This is a genomic window from Kurthia populi (genome assembly GCF_042686175.1).
GTDB classification, from domain to species: Bacteria; Bacillota; Bacilli; order Bacillales_A; family Planococcaceae; genus Kurthia; species Kurthia populi.
Genome location: NZ_JBHUOR010000029.1, coordinates 20,659 through 37,551 on the forward strand (window position 1 = coordinate 20,659; position 16,893 = coordinate 37,551).

Annotated in this window: 18 protein-coding genes; 12 read left to right on the plus strand and 6 right to left on the minus strand. The window is 38.5% G+C overall.

Features of this window, described 5'->3' with window-relative positions:
- Positions 1-19: 19 nt before the first annotated feature.
- Positions 20-469: a hypothetical protein gene (locus tag ACFSY7_RS05625; RefSeq protein WP_139993284.1), complete on the plus strand. Its 450-nt coding sequence runs from the start codon at positions 20-22 to the stop codon at positions 467-469.
- A gap of 641 nt (positions 470-1,110) precedes the next feature.
- Here ACFSY7_RS05625 and ACFSY7_RS05630 read toward each other — a convergent pair.
- The 3 genes from ACFSY7_RS05630 to ACFSY7_RS05640 form a co-directional block, all read right to left on the minus strand.
- On the minus strand, positions 1,111-1,341 hold the full coding sequence (locus ACFSY7_RS05630) for a hypothetical protein (protein ID WP_380147159.1): 231 nt from the start codon (positions 1,339-1,341) through the stop codon (positions 1,111-1,113).
- 32 nt (positions 1,342-1,373) lie between these two features.
- The gene (locus tag ACFSY7_RS05635; RefSeq protein ID WP_380147160.1) at positions 1,374-1,577 is read right to left on the minus strand and encodes a hypothetical protein; all 204 of its coding nucleotides are present in this window, start codon (positions 1,575-1,577) and stop codon (positions 1,374-1,376) included.
- 126 nt (positions 1,578-1,703) lie between these two features.
- On the minus strand, positions 1,704-2,333 hold the full coding sequence (locus ACFSY7_RS05640; RefSeq protein ID WP_380147173.1) for a LysR family transcriptional regulator substrate-binding protein: 630 nt from the start codon (positions 2,331-2,333) through the stop codon (positions 1,704-1,706).
- A gap of 381 nt (positions 2,334-2,714) precedes the next feature.
- Here ACFSY7_RS05640 and ACFSY7_RS05645 point away from each other — a divergent pair, with 381 nt between their 5' ends.
- The 3 genes from ACFSY7_RS05645 to ACFSY7_RS05655 all read left to right on the plus strand — a co-directional run bounded on the left by ACFSY7_RS05645 (position 2,715) and on the right by ACFSY7_RS05655 (position 5,490).
- On the plus strand, positions 2,715-2,996 hold the full coding sequence (locus ACFSY7_RS05645) for a colicin immunity domain-containing protein (RefSeq protein WP_380147161.1): 282 nt from the start codon (positions 2,715-2,717) through the stop codon (positions 2,994-2,996).
- Between the two features lie 216 nt (positions 2,997-3,212).
- Complete coding sequence (locus ACFSY7_RS05650; protein WP_380147162.1) at positions 3,213-3,578, plus strand: hypothetical protein; 366 nt, start codon at positions 3,213-3,215, stop codon at positions 3,576-3,578.
- Between the two features lie 403 nt (positions 3,579-3,981).
- Positions 3,982-5,490: a DUF1846 domain-containing protein gene (locus tag ACFSY7_RS05655; RefSeq protein ID WP_126990334.1), complete on the plus strand. Its 1,509-nt coding sequence runs from the start codon at positions 3,982-3,984 to the stop codon at positions 5,488-5,490.
- 90 nt (positions 5,491-5,580) lie between these two features.
- On the opposite strand, the gene ACFSY7_RS05660 is transcribed toward ACFSY7_RS05655, so the two are convergent.
- A complete protein-coding gene (locus ACFSY7_RS05660; protein WP_380147163.1) occupies positions 5,581-6,180 on the minus strand; it encodes an NAD(P)-dependent oxidoreductase in 600 nt (199 codons plus the stop codon).
- Positions 6,181-6,409: 229 nt separating this feature from the next.
- On the minus strand, positions 6,410-6,904 hold the full coding sequence (locus ACFSY7_RS05665; protein ID WP_380147164.1) for an SMI1/KNR4 family protein: 495 nt from the start codon (positions 6,902-6,904) through the stop codon (positions 6,410-6,412).
- 204 nt (positions 6,905-7,108) lie between these two features.
- Here ACFSY7_RS05665 and ACFSY7_RS05670 point away from each other — a divergent pair, with 204 nt between their 5' ends.
- The 7 genes from ACFSY7_RS05670 (at position 7,109) to ACFSY7_RS05700 (ending at position 14,335) form a co-directional block, all read left to right on the plus strand.
- Positions 7,109-7,657, plus strand: a complete 549-nt coding sequence (locus ACFSY7_RS05670; protein WP_380147165.1) for a glycerol-3-phosphate acyltransferase — start codon at positions 7,109-7,111, stop codon at positions 7,655-7,657.
- A gap of 2 nt (positions 7,658-7,659) precedes the next feature.
- Positions 7,660-9,180 carry a GNAT family N-acetyltransferase gene (locus ACFSY7_RS05675; RefSeq protein ID WP_380147166.1) on the plus strand — a complete coding sequence of 507 codons (1,521 nt, stop codon included), beginning with the start codon at positions 7,660-7,662 and terminating at the stop codon, positions 9,178-9,180.
- Positions 9,181-9,382: 202 nt separating this feature from the next.
- The gene (locus ACFSY7_RS05680) at positions 9,383-10,528 is read left to right on the plus strand and encodes an acyl-CoA dehydrogenase family protein (RefSeq protein ID WP_126990329.1); all 1,146 of its coding nucleotides are present in this window, start codon (positions 9,383-9,385) and stop codon (positions 10,526-10,528) included.
- Complete coding sequence (locus tag ACFSY7_RS05685; RefSeq protein ID WP_380147167.1) at positions 10,525-11,535, plus strand: acyl-CoA dehydrogenase family protein; 1,011 nt, start codon at positions 10,525-10,527, stop codon at positions 11,533-11,535. Before ACFSY7_RS05680 ends, ACFSY7_RS05685 begins: the two co-directional genes overlap by 4 nt.
- Positions 11,536-11,546: 11 nt before the next feature.
- Positions 11,547-12,353: an enoyl-CoA hydratase/isomerase family protein gene (locus ACFSY7_RS05690; RefSeq protein ID WP_380147169.1), complete on the plus strand. Its 807-nt coding sequence runs from the start codon at positions 11,547-11,549 to the stop codon at positions 12,351-12,353.
- Positions 12,354-12,372: 19 nt separating this feature from the next.
- Positions 12,373-13,512 (plus strand): CaiB/BaiF CoA transferase family protein, encoded by a 1,140-nt coding sequence (locus ACFSY7_RS05695; protein ID WP_380147171.1) that lies wholly within the window; start codon positions 12,373-12,375, stop codon positions 13,510-13,512.
- Between the two features lie 46 nt (positions 13,513-13,558).
- Entirely contained in the window at positions 13,559-14,335 is a 777-nt protein-coding gene (locus tag ACFSY7_RS05700; protein ID WP_126990325.1) for an IclR family transcriptional regulator, read from the plus strand.
- A gap of 46 nt (positions 14,336-14,381) precedes the next feature.
- On the opposite strand, the gene ACFSY7_RS05705 is transcribed toward ACFSY7_RS05700, so the two are convergent.
- Positions 14,382-15,680: a CitMHS family transporter gene (locus ACFSY7_RS05705; RefSeq protein ID WP_126990324.1), complete on the minus strand. Its 1,299-nt coding sequence runs from the start codon at positions 15,678-15,680 to the stop codon at positions 14,382-14,384.
- Positions 15,681-16,047: 367 nt separating this feature from the next.
- On the opposite strand from ACFSY7_RS05705, the gene ACFSY7_RS05710 reads away from it, so the two are divergent.
- Positions 16,048-16,596 carry an NUDIX hydrolase gene (locus tag ACFSY7_RS05710; protein ID WP_233600545.1) on the plus strand — a complete coding sequence of 183 codons (549 nt, stop codon included), beginning with the start codon at positions 16,048-16,050 and terminating at the stop codon, positions 16,594-16,596.
- Positions 16,597-16,893: the final 297 nt, after the last annotated feature.

Here is a 16,893-nt window from a genome sequence, read left to right on the forward strand (position 1 = left end):
GAGAGAAAGGAGTGTTTTAATGCTTCAACAAATTAGAATTGAGAAATGGTTATTAGAAATCGACCCTATTAAGACAAGAGAGTTTTATAGGAAAGACATGGATGTTTGTAATTGCTTATACTGTCTAAATTATGTTGAATCAACTAAGTTATTAAAGACGCCTATTTCCGATATATTCAATGAGTTAGGCATTCTTCCTGAAAAACCAGCACATCTTTCCGACTTTCCTTCCGAGGAAGTTGGGACACGTATTTACATGGGAGATTATCATTTTGTTGGAAGAGTACTAGAAGGAGAATTGTGTACAGTATCTAACTTTAATGAAATGAATACTATTCAGGTTGAGAATTTTACGTTAGGTTTTACAGAGGAATTGGTGTTTGTACCAGAAGAATTTCCCTCTCCAGTGCTACAGTTAAGTTTTGAATCTAATATGCCTTGGGTTCTTAAAGAAAATCAAGAAGATTAGTCAAAGTCATATGTATCATTTGGAAGTGTATCATTTGGAAGTAATTACAGCTGAAGTTAAATTTATTAACTGCCTTCAACAAATAGGCGCAATTGCTTTATACTGTATACAAATCGATACACAATAAAAGTTAGGTAACATTTCAAACAGCGCCAAACACTGATTTAACAGTACTTGGCGCTGTTTTTATTAGAAAATAATGCTTTGATACGCTACGAATAAAATGTTAAAATGGTATATAATGTAAAAATTGCTTTAGGATGTGTAAATTATGAAAATAATTCATTCAATCATAGGAATACTGATAATTCTATTGGGTTCTTTATTTATAAGTATCACCGTAGATAATGAAGTAGTTAGAACGATTATGTACAAAGTAATGGGTGCATTAATTTGGCTTTTAGGTATTCTATATTTAAAAAAAGTTGCAAAGTTAGGAAAACAATAACTGTATTTTCTTGTATATTTCTATTTTTAAAACGTACCCAAACGTAAGTTAGGGAACACCAAAAAAAGCCACAAATCATTGTTGAATCATTGATTCATGGCTTTTCTAGTTAATGTTATGGTTCGTGAAAATATCCAAGAAAAAAGTGTTATCGGCACTTATGTAATTTGATTGGTTTTTTTCAAAAAGTATATTATTTTATAATAAATAAAGATAATAACAAGACAATATTAATCCCATACAAAACAACTGTCTTAACTTTACCTGCTTTTTCTTTTTCACTCCTAAAATCTAAAATTCCAGCAACAACAAAAAATAGTAAATAGCCTATTTTCATATGAAGCACGCCCAATAGATCACCTACAACACCAATCAGTGTTATTAATACAATAATCGTATCAAAAATATCCCATTCAATTTTCATACACTATTCCTCATTCTCATCCTTTTTACGTTTTATCCATATAATATGAATGTCACATAAATAAATATCACTGTGACTGTCATTAAACCAAACAAAATAATCAATAATATTTTTTGTGTTTTTCTTGAGAATAAATTTATTATAGCTAATAGCGTACTACCATTAACTATAAATGGTTCATTTATTCTATCCCATTTAAAAAGCCATGCTGTTGAAATGATTAATGAAATAATCATTACAATAAACATTATATGCATTCCCATTGTTTAAACTCTCCTAGCAACTTTTAATGCTCTTGTTCTGCCACCGCGTTTATATTCTTCAACAACCTTTGTTTCCTGAACATGATTTTGAGAACGTATTTAAAGGCATTTATTATTATTCATCCATTCTTTTATAAAATCTAACATTTTAAGAATAGCTGGTGTTTGTAAATGTTTTTTAGTATGTATGAGATAGCCGATTTTTCGTGAAACATCTTCCTCTAAAGGTCTTATTGCAAGACCTGACGTGTCATTTTTCAACAATAATTCAGCTAGTAAACTAATACCTAAATTTTGCCTTACCATTGAAATAATCGTTTCATCGCCTTTCACTCGATAAGCAATATTTGGTTGCATTTGTTCTTTCTTAAAAATTTGATGTACTTCAAGATGTGAATTTGTGTAAGGTAAAATAAATTCTTCAGATTCTATTTCTTTTAAATTGATTCTATTTATTTTGGATAGTTGATGTGCGTTATTCATTACGATAACAATTTGATTCTCAAATAGTAGTTCAAATTCCCATTTTTCATTGTGTGATGTGCCAATTCCAAAATCTATTTTATCTTCTTCTAACCATCGATCTAGTTCAGTTGCATTTCCTTCGTATAAATGAATAGTAATAAAAGGATATAGTTTTTTAAATTCTCCTAATATTTTTGGCAGCAAATTAATCGTGATACTTGAATATGCACCAATACGAATTTCTCCTGTTTCTAATCTATTTATTCCATTCTATCATTACTACAATTAATTTATTTAAGTAAATATATTGAGAAATTATTGAATTTACAAACTATAGTTTCTCGAAAATTCCAGTATAATTTTCACGATATACTGGAATTTTTTATTTTAGTGTGATGAAGAATTATTAAATGAAAACCATAATACTCTGATGCGGTATTTAGTAATGAATCGAATGAAGAAAATCACGTGGGAGTTGTTTTGGCTGAAGCTGAAATTCAGTAAATAGAGTTAAAGGGTAGGTTTAATAAAATTAAAAGTAACTGACCTTAGAATTCGTTTTTTTATCTGAAACATGAACTGAATTTATGTGGACGTGCAATCAGGGTATAATATTCTTAATTCTATTTATTGAGAGGGATTATAATGAACGTAAACAAATACAAGAAATTGATAGTAGATTTTTTAGAAGAGAGAATGTCTGCAAATGAATTTCAAACACAATATCTTAAAAAATTTAAAGAAGGTAACGACTGCATGGATGAGTCTTTATTTGAGATTCTTAACGGAGTATTTGAATCAGCAGACTGCTACTGTCATGAATGTCTTCCAGGACAAGAGACGCCATTCGAAATATCAGAACAACAACTAAAATATGAAGTACATGATGCATTAATTAAATTAACTAAACTGTTAGATAGTATTTAGTTAATGTAGAGCCATAGTGTAAAAAATATAAATAACATTTCTGAATAAAAGTTTGAACCTATACAAAAGCCATGCAGCATGAATCATTGCTTGTATTAGTTAAGAGTGCGATTCATCAAAGTATGTAAGAAAACGTATTATGAGCACTTATGAACCTTGTTTTGTATTTAAGTATAGGATGCTGGTACAGTAAGATGTGAAAGTGAGGAGATATTAATGCAAGAATTTCCAGAAGAACATGAGCTATTAGCATTGTTTGAATGTGAGCCGACTTTTTTAGATACACCATCCGACACAATGGTATTTTTTTATAATGAAGCAACCTATGAATTTTCAAATGGCTTTGAAGACTTTATTGTAACGTTGCAGCCATCTTGTAGTGAAGTGAAAATTCAAGTAACGAATCATGACACAAAGAATTTAATTACATATTTAGAGTTAAAAAATGTAGATCGTTTTGAAATTATCAATGATAAAAAAGATGTATCTAGTATTATGCTGACAATTGAAGATGATGAACGCCTACAAACGTTTGAAATTGATTTTAAGCCGAAGTTTAAACTTATTACTAAAATAGTATAACGATATACAAGTAATGTTCCTAAATCAAAGTTAGGAAAACTCGTAGCTCATTCATTGGAATGAAGTTATAGACTATACAGCTATAGACAAACGTTCTTAAAATGACAGACTAGCCAAAAAATTCACGACCGTTGTTAAATCAATGATTCGTGGGTTTTTTAGTTAAATTGAAATTTATTAAAATATATAAGAAAACATGTTGTCGGTAGGTAGAGTTTTGTTCTCAACAAGAAACACTACGGAGAAAGCAATGATTATTCTAACAACGTTCAAAAACCATTGATTTTTAATGATGGGTAGTTCAAAATGATAAAGGATATATTTTAATTAATGTTCTCTCTTAAGGTGTTTTCATCTATCGGTTTAAGAGATAGTTTTACGTGTAGAAAGTGAGCGGAAATAAATGAAGAAAATTGGATTTGATTCAGACAAATATTTACAAGAACAATCTGCCTATATCTTAGAGCGTGTAGAGCAGTATGATAAACTTTACTTGGAATTTGGTGGGAAACTAATCGGGGATAAACATGCTAAGCGTGTCTTACCTGGATTTGATGAAGATGCCAAAATTAAATTATTAGATACACTAAAAGATAACGCTGAAATTATTATTTGTGTGTACGCTGGAGACATCGAGCGCAATAAAGTCCGTGAAGATTACGGGATTACGTATGACCAAGATGTCCTACGTTTAATCGATGAATACAGATCACGTGGGATTTCTGTCAATAGTGTATTGGTGACTCGTTACCAAGGACAGCCAACAGCTAAAGTATTTATGACAAAGCTTGAAAGAAGCGGTATTAACGTCTACACACATACTGCAATCGAAGGCTATCCTACAAATGTGGACGCGGTTATGGGCGAGGATGGTTTTGCGAAAAATCCTTATATTAAAACAACAAAATCAATTGTTGTCGTGACAGCACCAGGGCCATCTAGCGGTAAGCTTGCAACATGTCTTAACCAAATGTACCACGAGAATAAACTAGGCAATAAAGTCGGCTATGCGAAGTTTGAAACATTCCCTGTTTGGAACTTACCATTAAAACACCCAGTAAACATTGCGTATGAAGCAGCTACAATCGATTTGAAAGACGTCAACATGATTGATAATTATCACTATGAAGCGTACGGAAAAGTAGCAGTCAATTACAATCGTGATATGGAAACATTCCCTGTTATCAAACGTATTATTGAAAAAATCACAGGTAAAGAGTCTGTGTATCTTTCACCTACTGATATGGGTGTTAACCGCTTGAAATCAGGTATCACAGATGATGCGATTGTTCAAGAAGCGGCCAAACAAGAAATCATTCGTCGTAGTTTCCGCGTTGAAAACGACTATAAAAAAGGACTTGCTGACGAAGATAGTATGCGTCGCATGCAAGTGATTTTAGAAGAGAGCAACTTAAAGAAAGAAGACCGTGCACCTGTATTGCCAGCGCGTAAGTATGCGAAAACAATTGAAGAGAGCACAGACAGCACGAATTCGCCAGCTGTCATTGCAATTGAACTGACAAATGGTGAAATGATTACAGGTAGAACGACAAATCTGATGGATGCTTCAGCAGCTGCGATTTTAAATGGCTTAAAGAAATTAGCGAATATTGCCGATGAAATCGATTTGTTATCACCGATGATTTTGCAAACAATTCAACGCTTAAAAACGGATGACTTAAATAGCCGTATCCCAACATTAAGTGCCAACGAAGTATTGATTGCATTAGCAATTAGTGCGGTGACGAACCCTACTTCTGAGTTGGCTCATAAGCAATTACCAAATTTAAAAGATACACAAGCGCACTCTACTGTTATCTTGAATACAGAAAACGAACAAACGATTAAGAAACTTGGAATTGATCTTACGAATGATCCAGTTTATCCAACTGAAAACTTGTATTATAACTAATTTTCTTATAAAAAATAAAACAAAAACCGCTCCGTATTGGGGCGGTTTTTTGATTTCATAGAAACTGAATGTAAGTGATGGATAGGTGTTTTAGACTTTATTTAGAAATACCGATAGATGCGTTTTCACAATAAAGTGTGCTACGTCAGCGCGCGAAATTCTACTTGCTTTTTCGGGCACAAATGCTTTTGATTCTCTGTATGTTCCTGTGAAGATATCGTTCGTTAAACTCATCGGTCTAGCAATCGTAAAGTTTAATCCATGTGCTTCAATATAGTCAACCGCATGGCGGGGATCTGTCAGCGCATTTTTAAGTAATTTCATGACGATTTTTCCGCTAATGCCAGGAATCTCTTTATTAATTCCTGCAGAAGCTGTGTAGACAATGCGTTTAACATGATGTGCCTGCATGCCATCTACAATATTTTTCGTCATCTCTTCAAGCTCCGTTGATTTTTTCATGCCCTGACTTGAGCCTAAGCATGACACGACAGCATCATGCCCTGCAATGGCGGCAGCGACTTCTTCCTTATTGAAGGCATCGCCCTGGATAATTTCTAACGCCTCATCTACCAATGCAATCTTTGAGGGTGTGCGTACAAAGGCAGTCACCTTGATGCCTTTTTTTAATGCTTGTTTTACAACCTGTTGGCCCACGCCACCAGTTGCGCCAAATACGATAATTTTCATAACATGTCTGCTTTTTTCTATCTTTGTGTAGAAGCTTACTATCAAAGAAAAACCGTTCAATCGCAACAAAATGAATTGGAATCTACGTTAAATAGAATATGTAGTATAGTTTATCATATTGGCTTTTCTAGTTAGTAATACAATTCATGAAAGTGTAGGAAGGTTAATTACAAAGTTCGGCTGATTTGGTTTTTTAAAATTTCCGTCTTTCTAAGAAGGGATGAAGTAGCTATTCTTCCTCTTCAAAATCGGTCATTTCCGCATTGACATATTCCTCAAAAAAATCTTCGAATGAGTCCGCTATTACTTCTGTAATTGGAGGGTGCGCATTGTTTTCTGCTTCAGCATCCCAGATGACGACGACTTTAGGAACTGCTTCAGATAAATCAAGGCAATATAATTCACCATTGCCGAAGTTATAAATAATTAAGAGATTTTCACTCAAATTGATTTCTTTTCGACTAGCTAATGTCTGTGTTAAAGCATTCGTATCGTCCTCGTTCTGCTTCAAAATCTCTTTGTGAGGTATACCAAATATTTCGAGGGAACCGAAAGAGAGAAAGCCAAAGTCTAAAAGAAACTGTTTGTAGCTTCCTTTGATTTCAAATCCGATGGTTTTTTCAAAGGCGGCTATTAATTCTGGTGTTACACCATCAAAAAAGGCTAACTCAAGCGTATTAGCATACTCAAAAATTTGTTTTTTCGTTAATTCATATTTTTGCATTTTCTGCACCTCGTATATAATAGGATTATCTCTCTTTTTGAATATTTTACCAAGAACAAACGCTCGTAGCCAAGTAGTATCTTAATTATGTATTCATCTACTAATATGGTGGTAGATGTGTTTTAAGACGAATTCATCAAAAGAAACATTTTCTACGAGATTTTTTGTATAGAAAGGGAATGGACATAAAAGGGAGGCGTAAAGATGCTTGTGATTATTTATAGTATGTGTAGCTATTTGCTGGGAACGTGTATGACGGCCACACTTGTTGGAAAATGGTACGGCGTTTCATTAGCAAATGAGCATAGTGGAAATTTAGGTGCGCGTAATGCGGGACGGACGCTTGGGAAGATGGCCTTTGTGTGGACAGCAGCGGGCGATGTGTTAAAGGGCGTCATCATCGTGGTGGTAGCGCACGTACTTGGGTTTCCAGATTATATAGCGGCACTGGGCCTTACATGTGGCTTACTAGGCCATTTATATCCATTTTGGCTCCGCTTCCACGGAGGAAAAGGTGTCGCGACATTATTAGGAGGACTTGTCGTTTTAGAGCCGCTGTTATTGATCGGCGTCCTCGTTATGATTGGCATCGGCTATTTACTGACACGTAGTTTAACACTTGGATTTGTCATTAGTGTGCTTGCTCTAATCGCTGGAATTCTCATTTTTTATCCAGCATACAGTGTGCTCCTCCTCGCATTAGCCGCAGTCCTCCTTAAGCATCGCACAAATATTCAAGAAAGGTGGCGTTAATGATGTATTTTTGTAAAATAGCAACGACAGCAGCAGAGTTTGATGAAATTGCGGTTCTAAATTATGAAACATTTGTAGAAGAAATTCCTCAGCATGAAACGAATACAGAGCGCCGTCTTGTGGACCGTTTTCATAATGAAAATACGTATGTAGTCGTTTATAAAGAGCAGCAATTAATTGGCATGCTAGCATTTCGAGATAAGCGTCCATTTTCGGTAGACGGCAAGGTGGGAGGACCAGTTGAAGCGTTACTTGCGGCATATGATACGTCACATTTATGTGAAATTCGTTTATTAGCTATTCGAAAAGCTTACCGTAACGGTCGTGTGTTTCAAAAATTGGCACAAGCCATTTATACATATGTTTATGATAGAGGCTATTCGGCGGCGGTTATTTCAGGTGTGACAAGAGAAGAAAAATTGTATCGTCGCATTGGCTTTGAAGCATTTTCAGAAGCCACTGGTACAGCGGATGCGGCCTTTATTCCGATGATTTTAACGCGTGCAAATTGCCTGCAAATGCAGCAACAAATTCGTCTTGAGCCAATGAATTTCTATCCGGGGCCTGTTGCACAAACGCAACTAACGCATAGTGCGCTGTCACATCGTTCGCTCGCCTTTCAAGAACTGTATGCAAAGATGCAAAAAAAGCTCTGCACCTTAACAAATGCACGCCATGTTAGCACGCTCGTTGGTAGTGGGACACTAGCAAATGATGTCATGCTCGGACAATTAAAAGCAGTCGTTGGGGCACAACGCGGGCTGATTTTGGCGAATGGAGAATTTGGCGAACGTCTACAAAAGCAAGCCATGCATTGGGGATTAAATTTCGATAGCCATCAAGTTGCCTGGGGAGCGGCTTTTGATGCTCAGAAAATACGACAAAATATTATAGCAAAATCGTACTCATGGCTTGTATTCGTACAAGGTGAAACGTCGACAGGTGTCTGGAATGGCGATTTGATTGAAGCACTAGCAGATATCGATATTCACATTTGCATCGATGGCATTAGTAGCATTGGCGCAACACCTATGGATATATCCCGTTGCTTATTAGCAACAGCGGTGAGCGGCAAAGCAATTGGTGCGCTAAGTGGCTTAGCGTTTGTTTTTTCAAATGAACACTTTACTAAAAATGATGCACCGCTGTATAGTAATTTAGTACATTATCAGCAGCAGAAGCTACCGTTTACATTACCAGCGTATTTAGTAGCAAATGTTGTGGAGGTACTTGCGCATTATCCGGCACGATTTGATGTGCTGAATACCCGTTTTAAAACGCTCGAGCAATCTGCCTTTGCACGCTATAAATTAAGTGATGAACAGGGATATCCAATGATTGTGAGTTATCAGCTACCAACAGAGTTTTTGGAAATTGCGCGATTAAATGGCCTACTACTACATGATGAAAGCGGCTATTTAAAAAAGCAGGGCTTGGCACAAATTTCAATTATTGGTCCGCAATTTGATGAAGCATTTGAACGGTTGCAGCGCGTTTTTGAGTGGTATCAGCAAGTGAAATAAGGAAGAGAAGCAGGGCTCCTGTAGGGCAATGCTTCTTTTTTTATGCCAAAAAATTTCTTTTTTCATAATATTTTTATATAAAAATAACATGATATAGAAAAAAGAAAACAATTTGTAGAAAATATTGACAATTCTAAAAACGCGTAATAAGATACTAATATAAACAAGTAATTACCGTATATGCGTAAAAGGAGGATATTCAATGAATTTACCTACAGTGCAATTTACTGCAGAGCAAGAGCAATTTAGACAGGAAGTGCGTGCGTTTTTACAACAACATATCGAGGCTGGGACGTTCCAAACGAAATGTGATTCTTGGTTAAGCGGGAGTGAGCCGAGCTTTTCAAAAATAGTGGGCGACGAAAATTTAATCGGCTTAACATGGCCGAAAGAATATGGCGGTCAGGCACGTAGCTCGATCGATCGTTATATTTTAACGGAAGAATTTTTAGCAGCTGGTGCACCGGTTGCGGCACACTGGATTGCGGATCGACAAACAGGCCCGCTTTTACTGCGTTTTGGTACAGAGGAGCAAAAGCAATATTTCCTACCAAAAATTGTGGCGGGTGAATGCTACTTCGCCATTGGTCTGAGTGAGCCAAACAGTGGGTCTGACTTGGCATCCGTCCGTACGCGAGCTGAAAAGGTAGACGGCGGGTGGCTTGTGAATGGTGCGAAAACATGGACAAGTAATGCGCATGATGCGCACTATATGATTACACTTGTGCGTACAGGTGCGTATAACCCAGAGAAAAAGCATGAAAATTTGAGCCAATTAATTATCGATTTACATGCGCCAGGTGTGACAATTACACCGATTAGCTATTTAACAGGGGAGCATCATTTCAATGACGTGTTCTTTGATAATGTCTTTGTGCCAGATGACCGCGTCGTTGGTACGTTAGGAAATGGCTGGAAGCAGGGCTTAGCAGAACTTGCCTTTGAACGCAGTGGTCCAGAGCGTATTTTAAGTACATTCCCGCTATTAAATGAAGCAATTGAAGAGCTGAAGCGCCAAGGAGATGAGCGTGGCTTAGCGGAAGCGGTGAAATTAGTCGCAGAAGTGTGGAGCCTACGTAATTTATCGATTGGTGTTGCAAAAGTGTTAGAGGAGGAAGGCGAAGTAAGTATTCCGGCAGCGCTTGTGAAAAGTGTCGGCACGAAATTCGAGCAGAAAGTGCCTGAAATTGTGCGCTTATTATTAGATGTTTATCCACGACTAGATGCGGAGGATAAAATCAATCGTTTACTTGCACAGTCAATCTTGCATTCACCAGGATTTACAATTCGTGGTGGTACGTCAGAAATCTTATACGGCATTATTGCGAAAGGGGTTATTGCACAATGAGCGAAATGAAAGAGATGCTACTAGAAGTTGTTGAAAAGATGCTAAAGGATAAAGTGGAAAAAGAGGATGTCGATGTATTAGAGCAAGGCCAGTGGGGCGAGGATTTATGGCGTCTACTAGAAGAAAACGGCATGATCAATATCGCTGTGCCTGAGGACCAGGACGGTGCAGGTGGCGATAAAGAGGATTTATTTGCGGTGTATCAACTAATCGGTAAATACGCAGCACCCATCCCATTTGTGGAGCATACATTAGCGAATGTTTTATTAAATGAAGTCGGTGAAGTGGCGCAGCAAACACTGACAACGCTTCATATAGCATCAAGTGTTGAGGCGACATTACCATTTGTTCCATGGGCGCGTCATGCAGAGCAGGTCGTTGTTGTAACGCCTGAAAAACTTATTGTGTACCCCCTTGCGGATGCTCGTGTAAAAGAAACGACAAATATTGCTTCGGAGCCACGTGATACGGTGGAAGTGACGACTGCACCTGCCATCGAGGTCGCTTTAGATAATGCGACATATAAACAATTAATAAAGCTTATTACAGCTGCAACACTGATTAAAACATCGGGAGCGATTGACAAGGCCTTTGACTTAACGGTTCGCTTTAGTAAGGAGCGCGAGCAGTTTGGTCGTCCAATTCATCGCTTCCAATTAGTGCAGCAGCATCTTGCGTTAATGGCAGGGGAACAGGCGATTATGAATGTTGCAGCAGAAAATATTTTAGCGACACTTGAAGCGCTTGAAACGAATGATATTGGCTACGCACGTCTACGTCTAGAGGATGCAAACCGCGTGATTGCAGCTTCTGCGCATCAAGTACATGCCGCAATTGGCGTAACGGATGAGCATAGTTTAAATCAATATACACGTCGCATTTGGTCATGGCGTGATGAGCTCGTAAAAGCGGATTACTGGAAAAAGGAGCTTGTTCAAGAAGTATTAGCGAGTACAACGGATATTTGGACAGCATTAACCGCGTCAAAGCAAACACAAAACGTCTAGGAGGGATTTAAATGGCAGATTTATTATTTGAAATTGAAAATCGTATCGCGACGATTACATTGAATCGTCCAGATAGCTTAAATGCGTTTAGCGAGGAAATGGTTATGAAATGGATTCAGGCGCTAGAAGAGGTGCGTGATAATGATGAAATTCGCGTGGTCATTTTAAAAGGGAACGGCAAAGCGTTTTGTGCGGGCGGCGACATTAAAGCGATGACAGCTGGCAAGGGCTTCTTTGAAAGTAGTGAGGACATCTCATCGACAGCGCTTGCACGTAAAAACTCACTTTGGAAGCGTATCCAGCGCATTCCACTTCTATTAGAAGAAATCGATAAGCCGGTCATTGCGCAGATGCATGGCTATGCGATGGGGGCAGGGCTTGATATGGCGCTTATGTGCGATATTCGGATTGCGGCAGATACAGCAAAGTTCTCAGAGAGCTATATTAAAGTCGGCATCGTACCGGGTGATGGTGGCGCGTATTTCCTACCGCGTATTGTTGGTGTGGATAAGGCGCTTGATATGCTATGGACGGCGCGTGTACTTGATACAGCAGAGGCGAAGGAAATGGGGCTTGTCACATATGTGGTGCCTGAGGATGAGCTTACGTCCTTTACGCAAAGCTATGCAGAAAAAATCGCGAACAGCCCGGCAGAGGTCGTGCGTATGGTAAAACGTGCGGTGTACCAGTCACAAACGATGTCACTGCGCTCGTCTCTTGATTATATTTCATCACAGATGGGCATTGTGACGGAGCTTGCAGATTATAAAGAAGGTGTACAAGCCGTATTAGAGAAACGAAAACCGAATTTTAAGTAATAGAAAGGGGTGAAGGCGAATGAGACCGTTAGAAAATATTCGTGTATTAGATTTGTCGCGTGTATATGCAGCGCCAGCAGGAACGATGATGTTAGGGGATTTAGGTGCGGAGGTGATTCGTGTCGAGCAACCTGGAGGCTCGGATAGTACGCGTGGCTGGGGACCATATGCAGGGGGACAAAGCACGTATTATTTATGTGCAAATCGTAATAAAAAATCGATTCTTCTCGATTTAAAGGACGAGGCAGATCATGAAGAATTTTTAGAGCTTGTGCGCGAATCTGATATTGTTGTCGATAACTTCAAAACGGGTGATTTAAAACGGATGGGGCTAGACTACGCGCAACTAAAGGCCGTTAATCCACAAATCATTCATTGTTCGGTGACGGGTTTTGGTCAAACGGGACCACTCGCATTTGAACCAGGCTTTGACCCAGTGATTCAGGCAATGAGCGGCTTGATGGATGTTACAGGGGAGCCGGATGGTGTGGCAACAAAGGTTGGTGTACCAACAGCGGATATTTTAACGTCTCATTTTGTGGTGATTGGTATTTTAGCAGCTCTTCGTCAGCGTGATTTTACAGGAGAGGGGCAATATATCGACTTATCACTCCTTGATGTACAGGTGAGTAGCCTAGCGAATGTATCGAGTGCATATTTAAATGCAGATTTCGTGTCGAAGCGATTAGGCAATCGTCATAATAATGTTGCGCCGTATCAGGTGTTTGACTGTGCGGACGGCCCGCTGATGTTCTGTGTTGGCACCGAGGGGCAATATAAGAAGTTCTGTCAGGCGATTGGGCGCCCAGAATGGATGACAGATGAACGATTTTCGGATAACGCGAAGCGGAAAGCAAATGAAGATGAACTCGTTCGTTTACTGACGCCAATTATTGCGGCGAAAACACGCGATGAATGGATTGCAATTTTACAGGAGCATAAAATTCCAGGTGGTCGTGTAAATTCGATTACAGAAGCGCTTGAGCAGCCACAAGTCATGGCGCGTGATTTAATCGGTGAAATCGAGCATCCAGCATATGGGCCTGTGCGTTTTGTGAAAAATCCGCTTCAACATTCGTCACTTGGCATTGAGTATGAGCTTGCACCACCGGTATTAGGTGAGCATAGTCATTTATATGTGAAACAGCCAAAAGGATAGTCGCTACGGCCGAATTTTGGTACGATACTTGGTAGGAGGGAATGGCATGAATCAAGAGAAATTAGAGAAGAACTATTTAATGAATACCGTTCAAAAAACAGCTAAAATTTTACGTTCCTTTACGCGTGAAGAGCCGAAGTTGTCGCTGACGGATCTTCATAAGAAAACCGGTATCGGCGTTTCAAGTTTACAGCGTTTTGTAGCAACACTTGTATATGAAGGCTTCCTTATTCGTGATGAGCGCACGAAGCTGTACCGCCTTGGTTTGTCGCTATTTTATTTAGGCAAGCTAGTTGAGCAGGAATCAAGTCTTCTATCACTCGCGAAGCCCGCGCTGAAGCAATTAAATGACAAGTATAATGAAAGTGTGTCGATGAGTATTTTAGACGGCAATGAGCGCCGTTGTATCGTCAATTTTGATAGCACGCATTTATTAACAGCGCGCAATCATGTTGGCGATACTTCTCCTCTCTATGCAGGGGCATCGGCAAAATCGCTATTAGCTTTTTTACCAGATGAGGAAATCACTGACTACTTAGATGAAGTGAAATTTGAAATGATTACAGAAAACACCGTAGTGGACCGTGCGCAGCTACTTGCGGAATTAGCTGATATTCGTGCCAAAGGCTATGCGGTGTCACGAAAAGAGCGTATTTTTGGTGCATGCTCGGTTAGTGCACCAATTCAGACCGATTCAAGCACGCGTCCCGTCGCATCTATTTCCGTTATCATTCCAGAAGTGCGCTTTGACGACGTTGATTTAGAGCAGCTAACATCAGACGTGATGGCAGCTAAGCGAGAAATCGAGCGTTTAGTGCATTAATAGAAAAAAGCAGGAAGCCCGAATATAGGACTTCCTGCTTTTTGTATTAAAACGAAATAACACCAAAGATTAACGCGAAGACAATCATAAATAATGACGAGCCAATTGCCCATTTTAAAGCGAAGCGTTGGTTTTGACCGTAGTCAATATCAAGCATACCTACTAATAAGTACCCAGCTGCATAAAGCGGGCTTAAAATATGAACTGGCTGCCCAATAATACTTGCGCGGGCCATTTCTGCGGCAGGAACACCGTAATGCGCTGCAGATTCAGCCAAGATAGGTAGCACACCGTAGTAGTACGGGTCATTCGCCATGAAGTACGTAAATGGCATACTTAGGAATGAGGCAATCAGTGCGAAATGTGTGCCCATTGATTCGGGAATGATTTGCACTAATGAGTTGGCCATGGCATCTACCATGCCTGTACCGCCAAGAACGCCTGTGAAAATACCGGATGCGAATACAAGTGAAACGGTTGCTAATACGTTACCGCCATGGTCTTTTACAAGTTGCTGCTGTGTTGGGATATGCGGATAGTTAATGACCATTGCTATCGCAAAGGCTAGCATGAATAATACGGCAGAAGGTAGCCAGCCAAGAATCAACGCAACTAATAATAAAATTGTTAATAAGGCATTGACGATGACTAATTTCGGGCGACGTAATGCTTTTTCTTTCTCACTAATATCAACATGTTGCGCTGTGATTTCTCCAATGTCAATAATACCGCCTAGTCGTTTACGTTCCTTAAAGCCGAAGTAGATCGCTACTAAAATCGCAAAGACAATCCCCATGGCCATCACGGGAATAATCGGTGTGAAGACTTCCTCTGTTGTTAAATGTAATGCTGAAATCGCACGTGCTGTTGGTCCACCCCAAGGCGTCATATTCATAACACCAATTGAAAGAATCGCAAGTAATGCTAGAATGTATAAATTCATGCCAACACGTTTATAAAGCGGCATCATTGCCGTAACTGTAATAATGAAGGTGGTTGTACCATCGCCATCTAATGCCACCATTGAGGCAAGTATTACGGTACCAATCGTAATTTTTAATGGGTCACCCTTTGCGACTTTAACGATACGGTCAACTACCGGGTCGAATAATCCAGCGTCAATCATGACACTGAAGTAAAGAATCGCGAATACGAGCATAATCCCTGTTGGTGCGACCTGTGAAATTCCTTCTAACATATTCTCCCCTAGATTTGCGTAAAATCCCCCGATTAGCGCAAATACAGTTGGGATAATAATCAGTGCCATTAATGCACTCATTTTTTTCGTCATAATGAGCGCCATAAAAACGATCATCATAATAAATCCTAAGATTGCTAAATTCATATGTGTTGCCCCCTTATTTAAATGTGAACGTATTGTGAAATATCTTTCCAGTAGTGTATGCGCTTTCAATTAATAAATAAATAGAAAATTATAAAAATATTACTAAATGCTTAATTTTTATTCTTTTTTTAGTTAAATGAAACTAATAAATACATATTTCAAAATGTTTTTCTTGTTGAATAAAGCGTATAAATGTAAAAAAACCGATAAAAATGAATAAATTAATAAACATAATAAAAATCATAAAGTTCACGATTTTACCCTAAAGACCTACTTTTTAGAGGAACTTTTCTAGCGTTTAATTTATATAAATATAATGAATTCGACTATGCTATCATGAAGGTATCTTATCTATAAGGGGTTTTTAATGATGACTTGGCAACAGCAATTATTACAATATCAACCAAAAAATGAACAGGAAACACGCGATTTAGCAGCATTTCGCTATGCCTTTGACCATTTCGATGATGTACTAACACGTGAAAATCCGATTGCACATATGACCGTATCGGCATTTGTCGTTAATAAAGCGCGTACACATGTGCTAATGGCGTATCACAATATTTATGACTCATGGGCTTGGACTGGTGGTCATGCGGACGGGGAAAGTGATTTTTTAGCCGTTGCACTTCGTGAAGTGAAGGAAGAAACAGGGGTGGATGCTGTTGCAGTGAGTGAAGAGCCGATTTCGATTGAACAGCTAACGGTGCTTGGGCATGTGAAGAAGGGCAAGTATGTGTCTGAGCATCTTCATATGAATGTGACCTATTTAGTCGAAGCGGATGATCGCGCGCATCTTGTCGTCTGTGAAGGGGAAAACAGTGATGTAGCGTGGATTCCACTAGATGAAATTGCGGTTTATTGTAAGGAAGCGCATATGATTCCGATTTATCAAAAGATTATTGATGCGCTATAGTACCTTAGTAGATTCAAAATAATCAATTACACATAGCAAAATGACGTTATTAGAAGACCTGTCTTTATAGGGAAGATTCTGGTAACGTCTTTTGTTGTACAAATAAGTATTTATACTTATTTTTTTGTAAAATAATTTGTTAATAATAGAGTCTTGTAATATAATTGGATTCAAAGTAGGATCTAGAAAAAGAAAAAGAGGCTGGGACATAAGTAGAAATTCCAGTCTTTAATAGAGAAGGTGATGTCGAATTTGACATCACCTTCTCTATTTTTATGCGCAAATTGGGAATTACCA

Excerpts from the sequence above, each read along its gene's own strand:
- ACFSY7_RS05645 (WP_380147161.1), top strand. The coding sequence starts at position 2,715 with ATGAACGTAAACAAATACAAGAAATTGATAGTAGATTTTTTAGAAGAG.
- ACFSY7_RS05625 (WP_139993284.1), top strand. The coding sequence starts at position 20 with ATGCTTCAACAAATTAGAATTGAGAAATGGTTATTAGAAATCGACCCT.
- ACFSY7_RS05700 (WP_126990325.1), top strand. The coding sequence starts at position 13,559 with ATGAATCAAGAGAAATTAGAGAAGAACTATTTAATGAATACCGTTCAA.
- ACFSY7_RS05695 (WP_380147171.1), top strand. The coding sequence starts at position 12,373 with ATGAGACCGTTAGAAAATATTCGTGTATTAGATTTGTCGCGTGTATAT.
- ACFSY7_RS05630 (WP_380147159.1), bottom strand. The coding sequence starts at position 1,341 with ATGAAAATTGAATGGGATATTTTTGATACGATTATTGTATTAATAACA.
- ACFSY7_RS05710 (WP_233600545.1), top strand. The coding sequence starts at position 16,048 with ATGATGACTTGGCAACAGCAATTATTACAATATCAACCAAAAAATGAA.
- ACFSY7_RS05685 (WP_380147167.1), top strand. The coding sequence starts at position 10,525 with ATGAGCGAAATGAAAGAGATGCTACTAGAAGTTGTTGAAAAGATGCTA.
- ACFSY7_RS05635 (WP_380147160.1), bottom strand. The coding sequence starts at position 1,577 with ATGATTATTTCATTAATCATTTCAACAGCATGGCTTTTTAAATGGGAT.
- ACFSY7_RS05655 (WP_126990334.1), top strand. The coding sequence starts at position 3,982 with ATGAAGAAAATTGGATTTGATTCAGACAAATATTTACAAGAACAATCT.
- ACFSY7_RS05650 (WP_380147162.1), top strand. The coding sequence starts at position 3,213 with ATGCAAGAATTTCCAGAAGAACATGAGCTATTAGCATTGTTTGAATGT.
- ACFSY7_RS05665 (WP_380147164.1), bottom strand. The coding sequence starts at position 6,904 with ATGCAAAAATATGAATTAACGAAAAAACAAATTTTTGAGTATGCTAAT.
- ACFSY7_RS05660 (WP_380147163.1), bottom strand. The coding sequence starts at position 6,180 with ATGAAAATTATCGTATTTGGCGCAACTGGTGGCGTGGGCCAACAGGTT.
- ACFSY7_RS05705 (WP_126990324.1), bottom strand. The coding sequence starts at position 15,680 with ATGAATTTAGCAATCTTAGGATTTATTATGATGATCGTTTTTATGGCG.
- ACFSY7_RS05690 (WP_380147169.1), top strand. The coding sequence starts at position 11,547 with ATGGCAGATTTATTATTTGAAATTGAAAATCGTATCGCGACGATTACA.
- ACFSY7_RS05680 (WP_126990329.1), top strand. The coding sequence starts at position 9,383 with ATGAATTTACCTACAGTGCAATTTACTGCAGAGCAAGAGCAATTTAGA.
- ACFSY7_RS05675 (WP_380147166.1), top strand. The coding sequence starts at position 7,660 with ATGTATTTTTGTAAAATAGCAACGACAGCAGCAGAGTTTGATGAAATT.
- ACFSY7_RS05670 (WP_380147165.1), top strand. The coding sequence starts at position 7,109 with ATGCTTGTGATTATTTATAGTATGTGTAGCTATTTGCTGGGAACGTGT.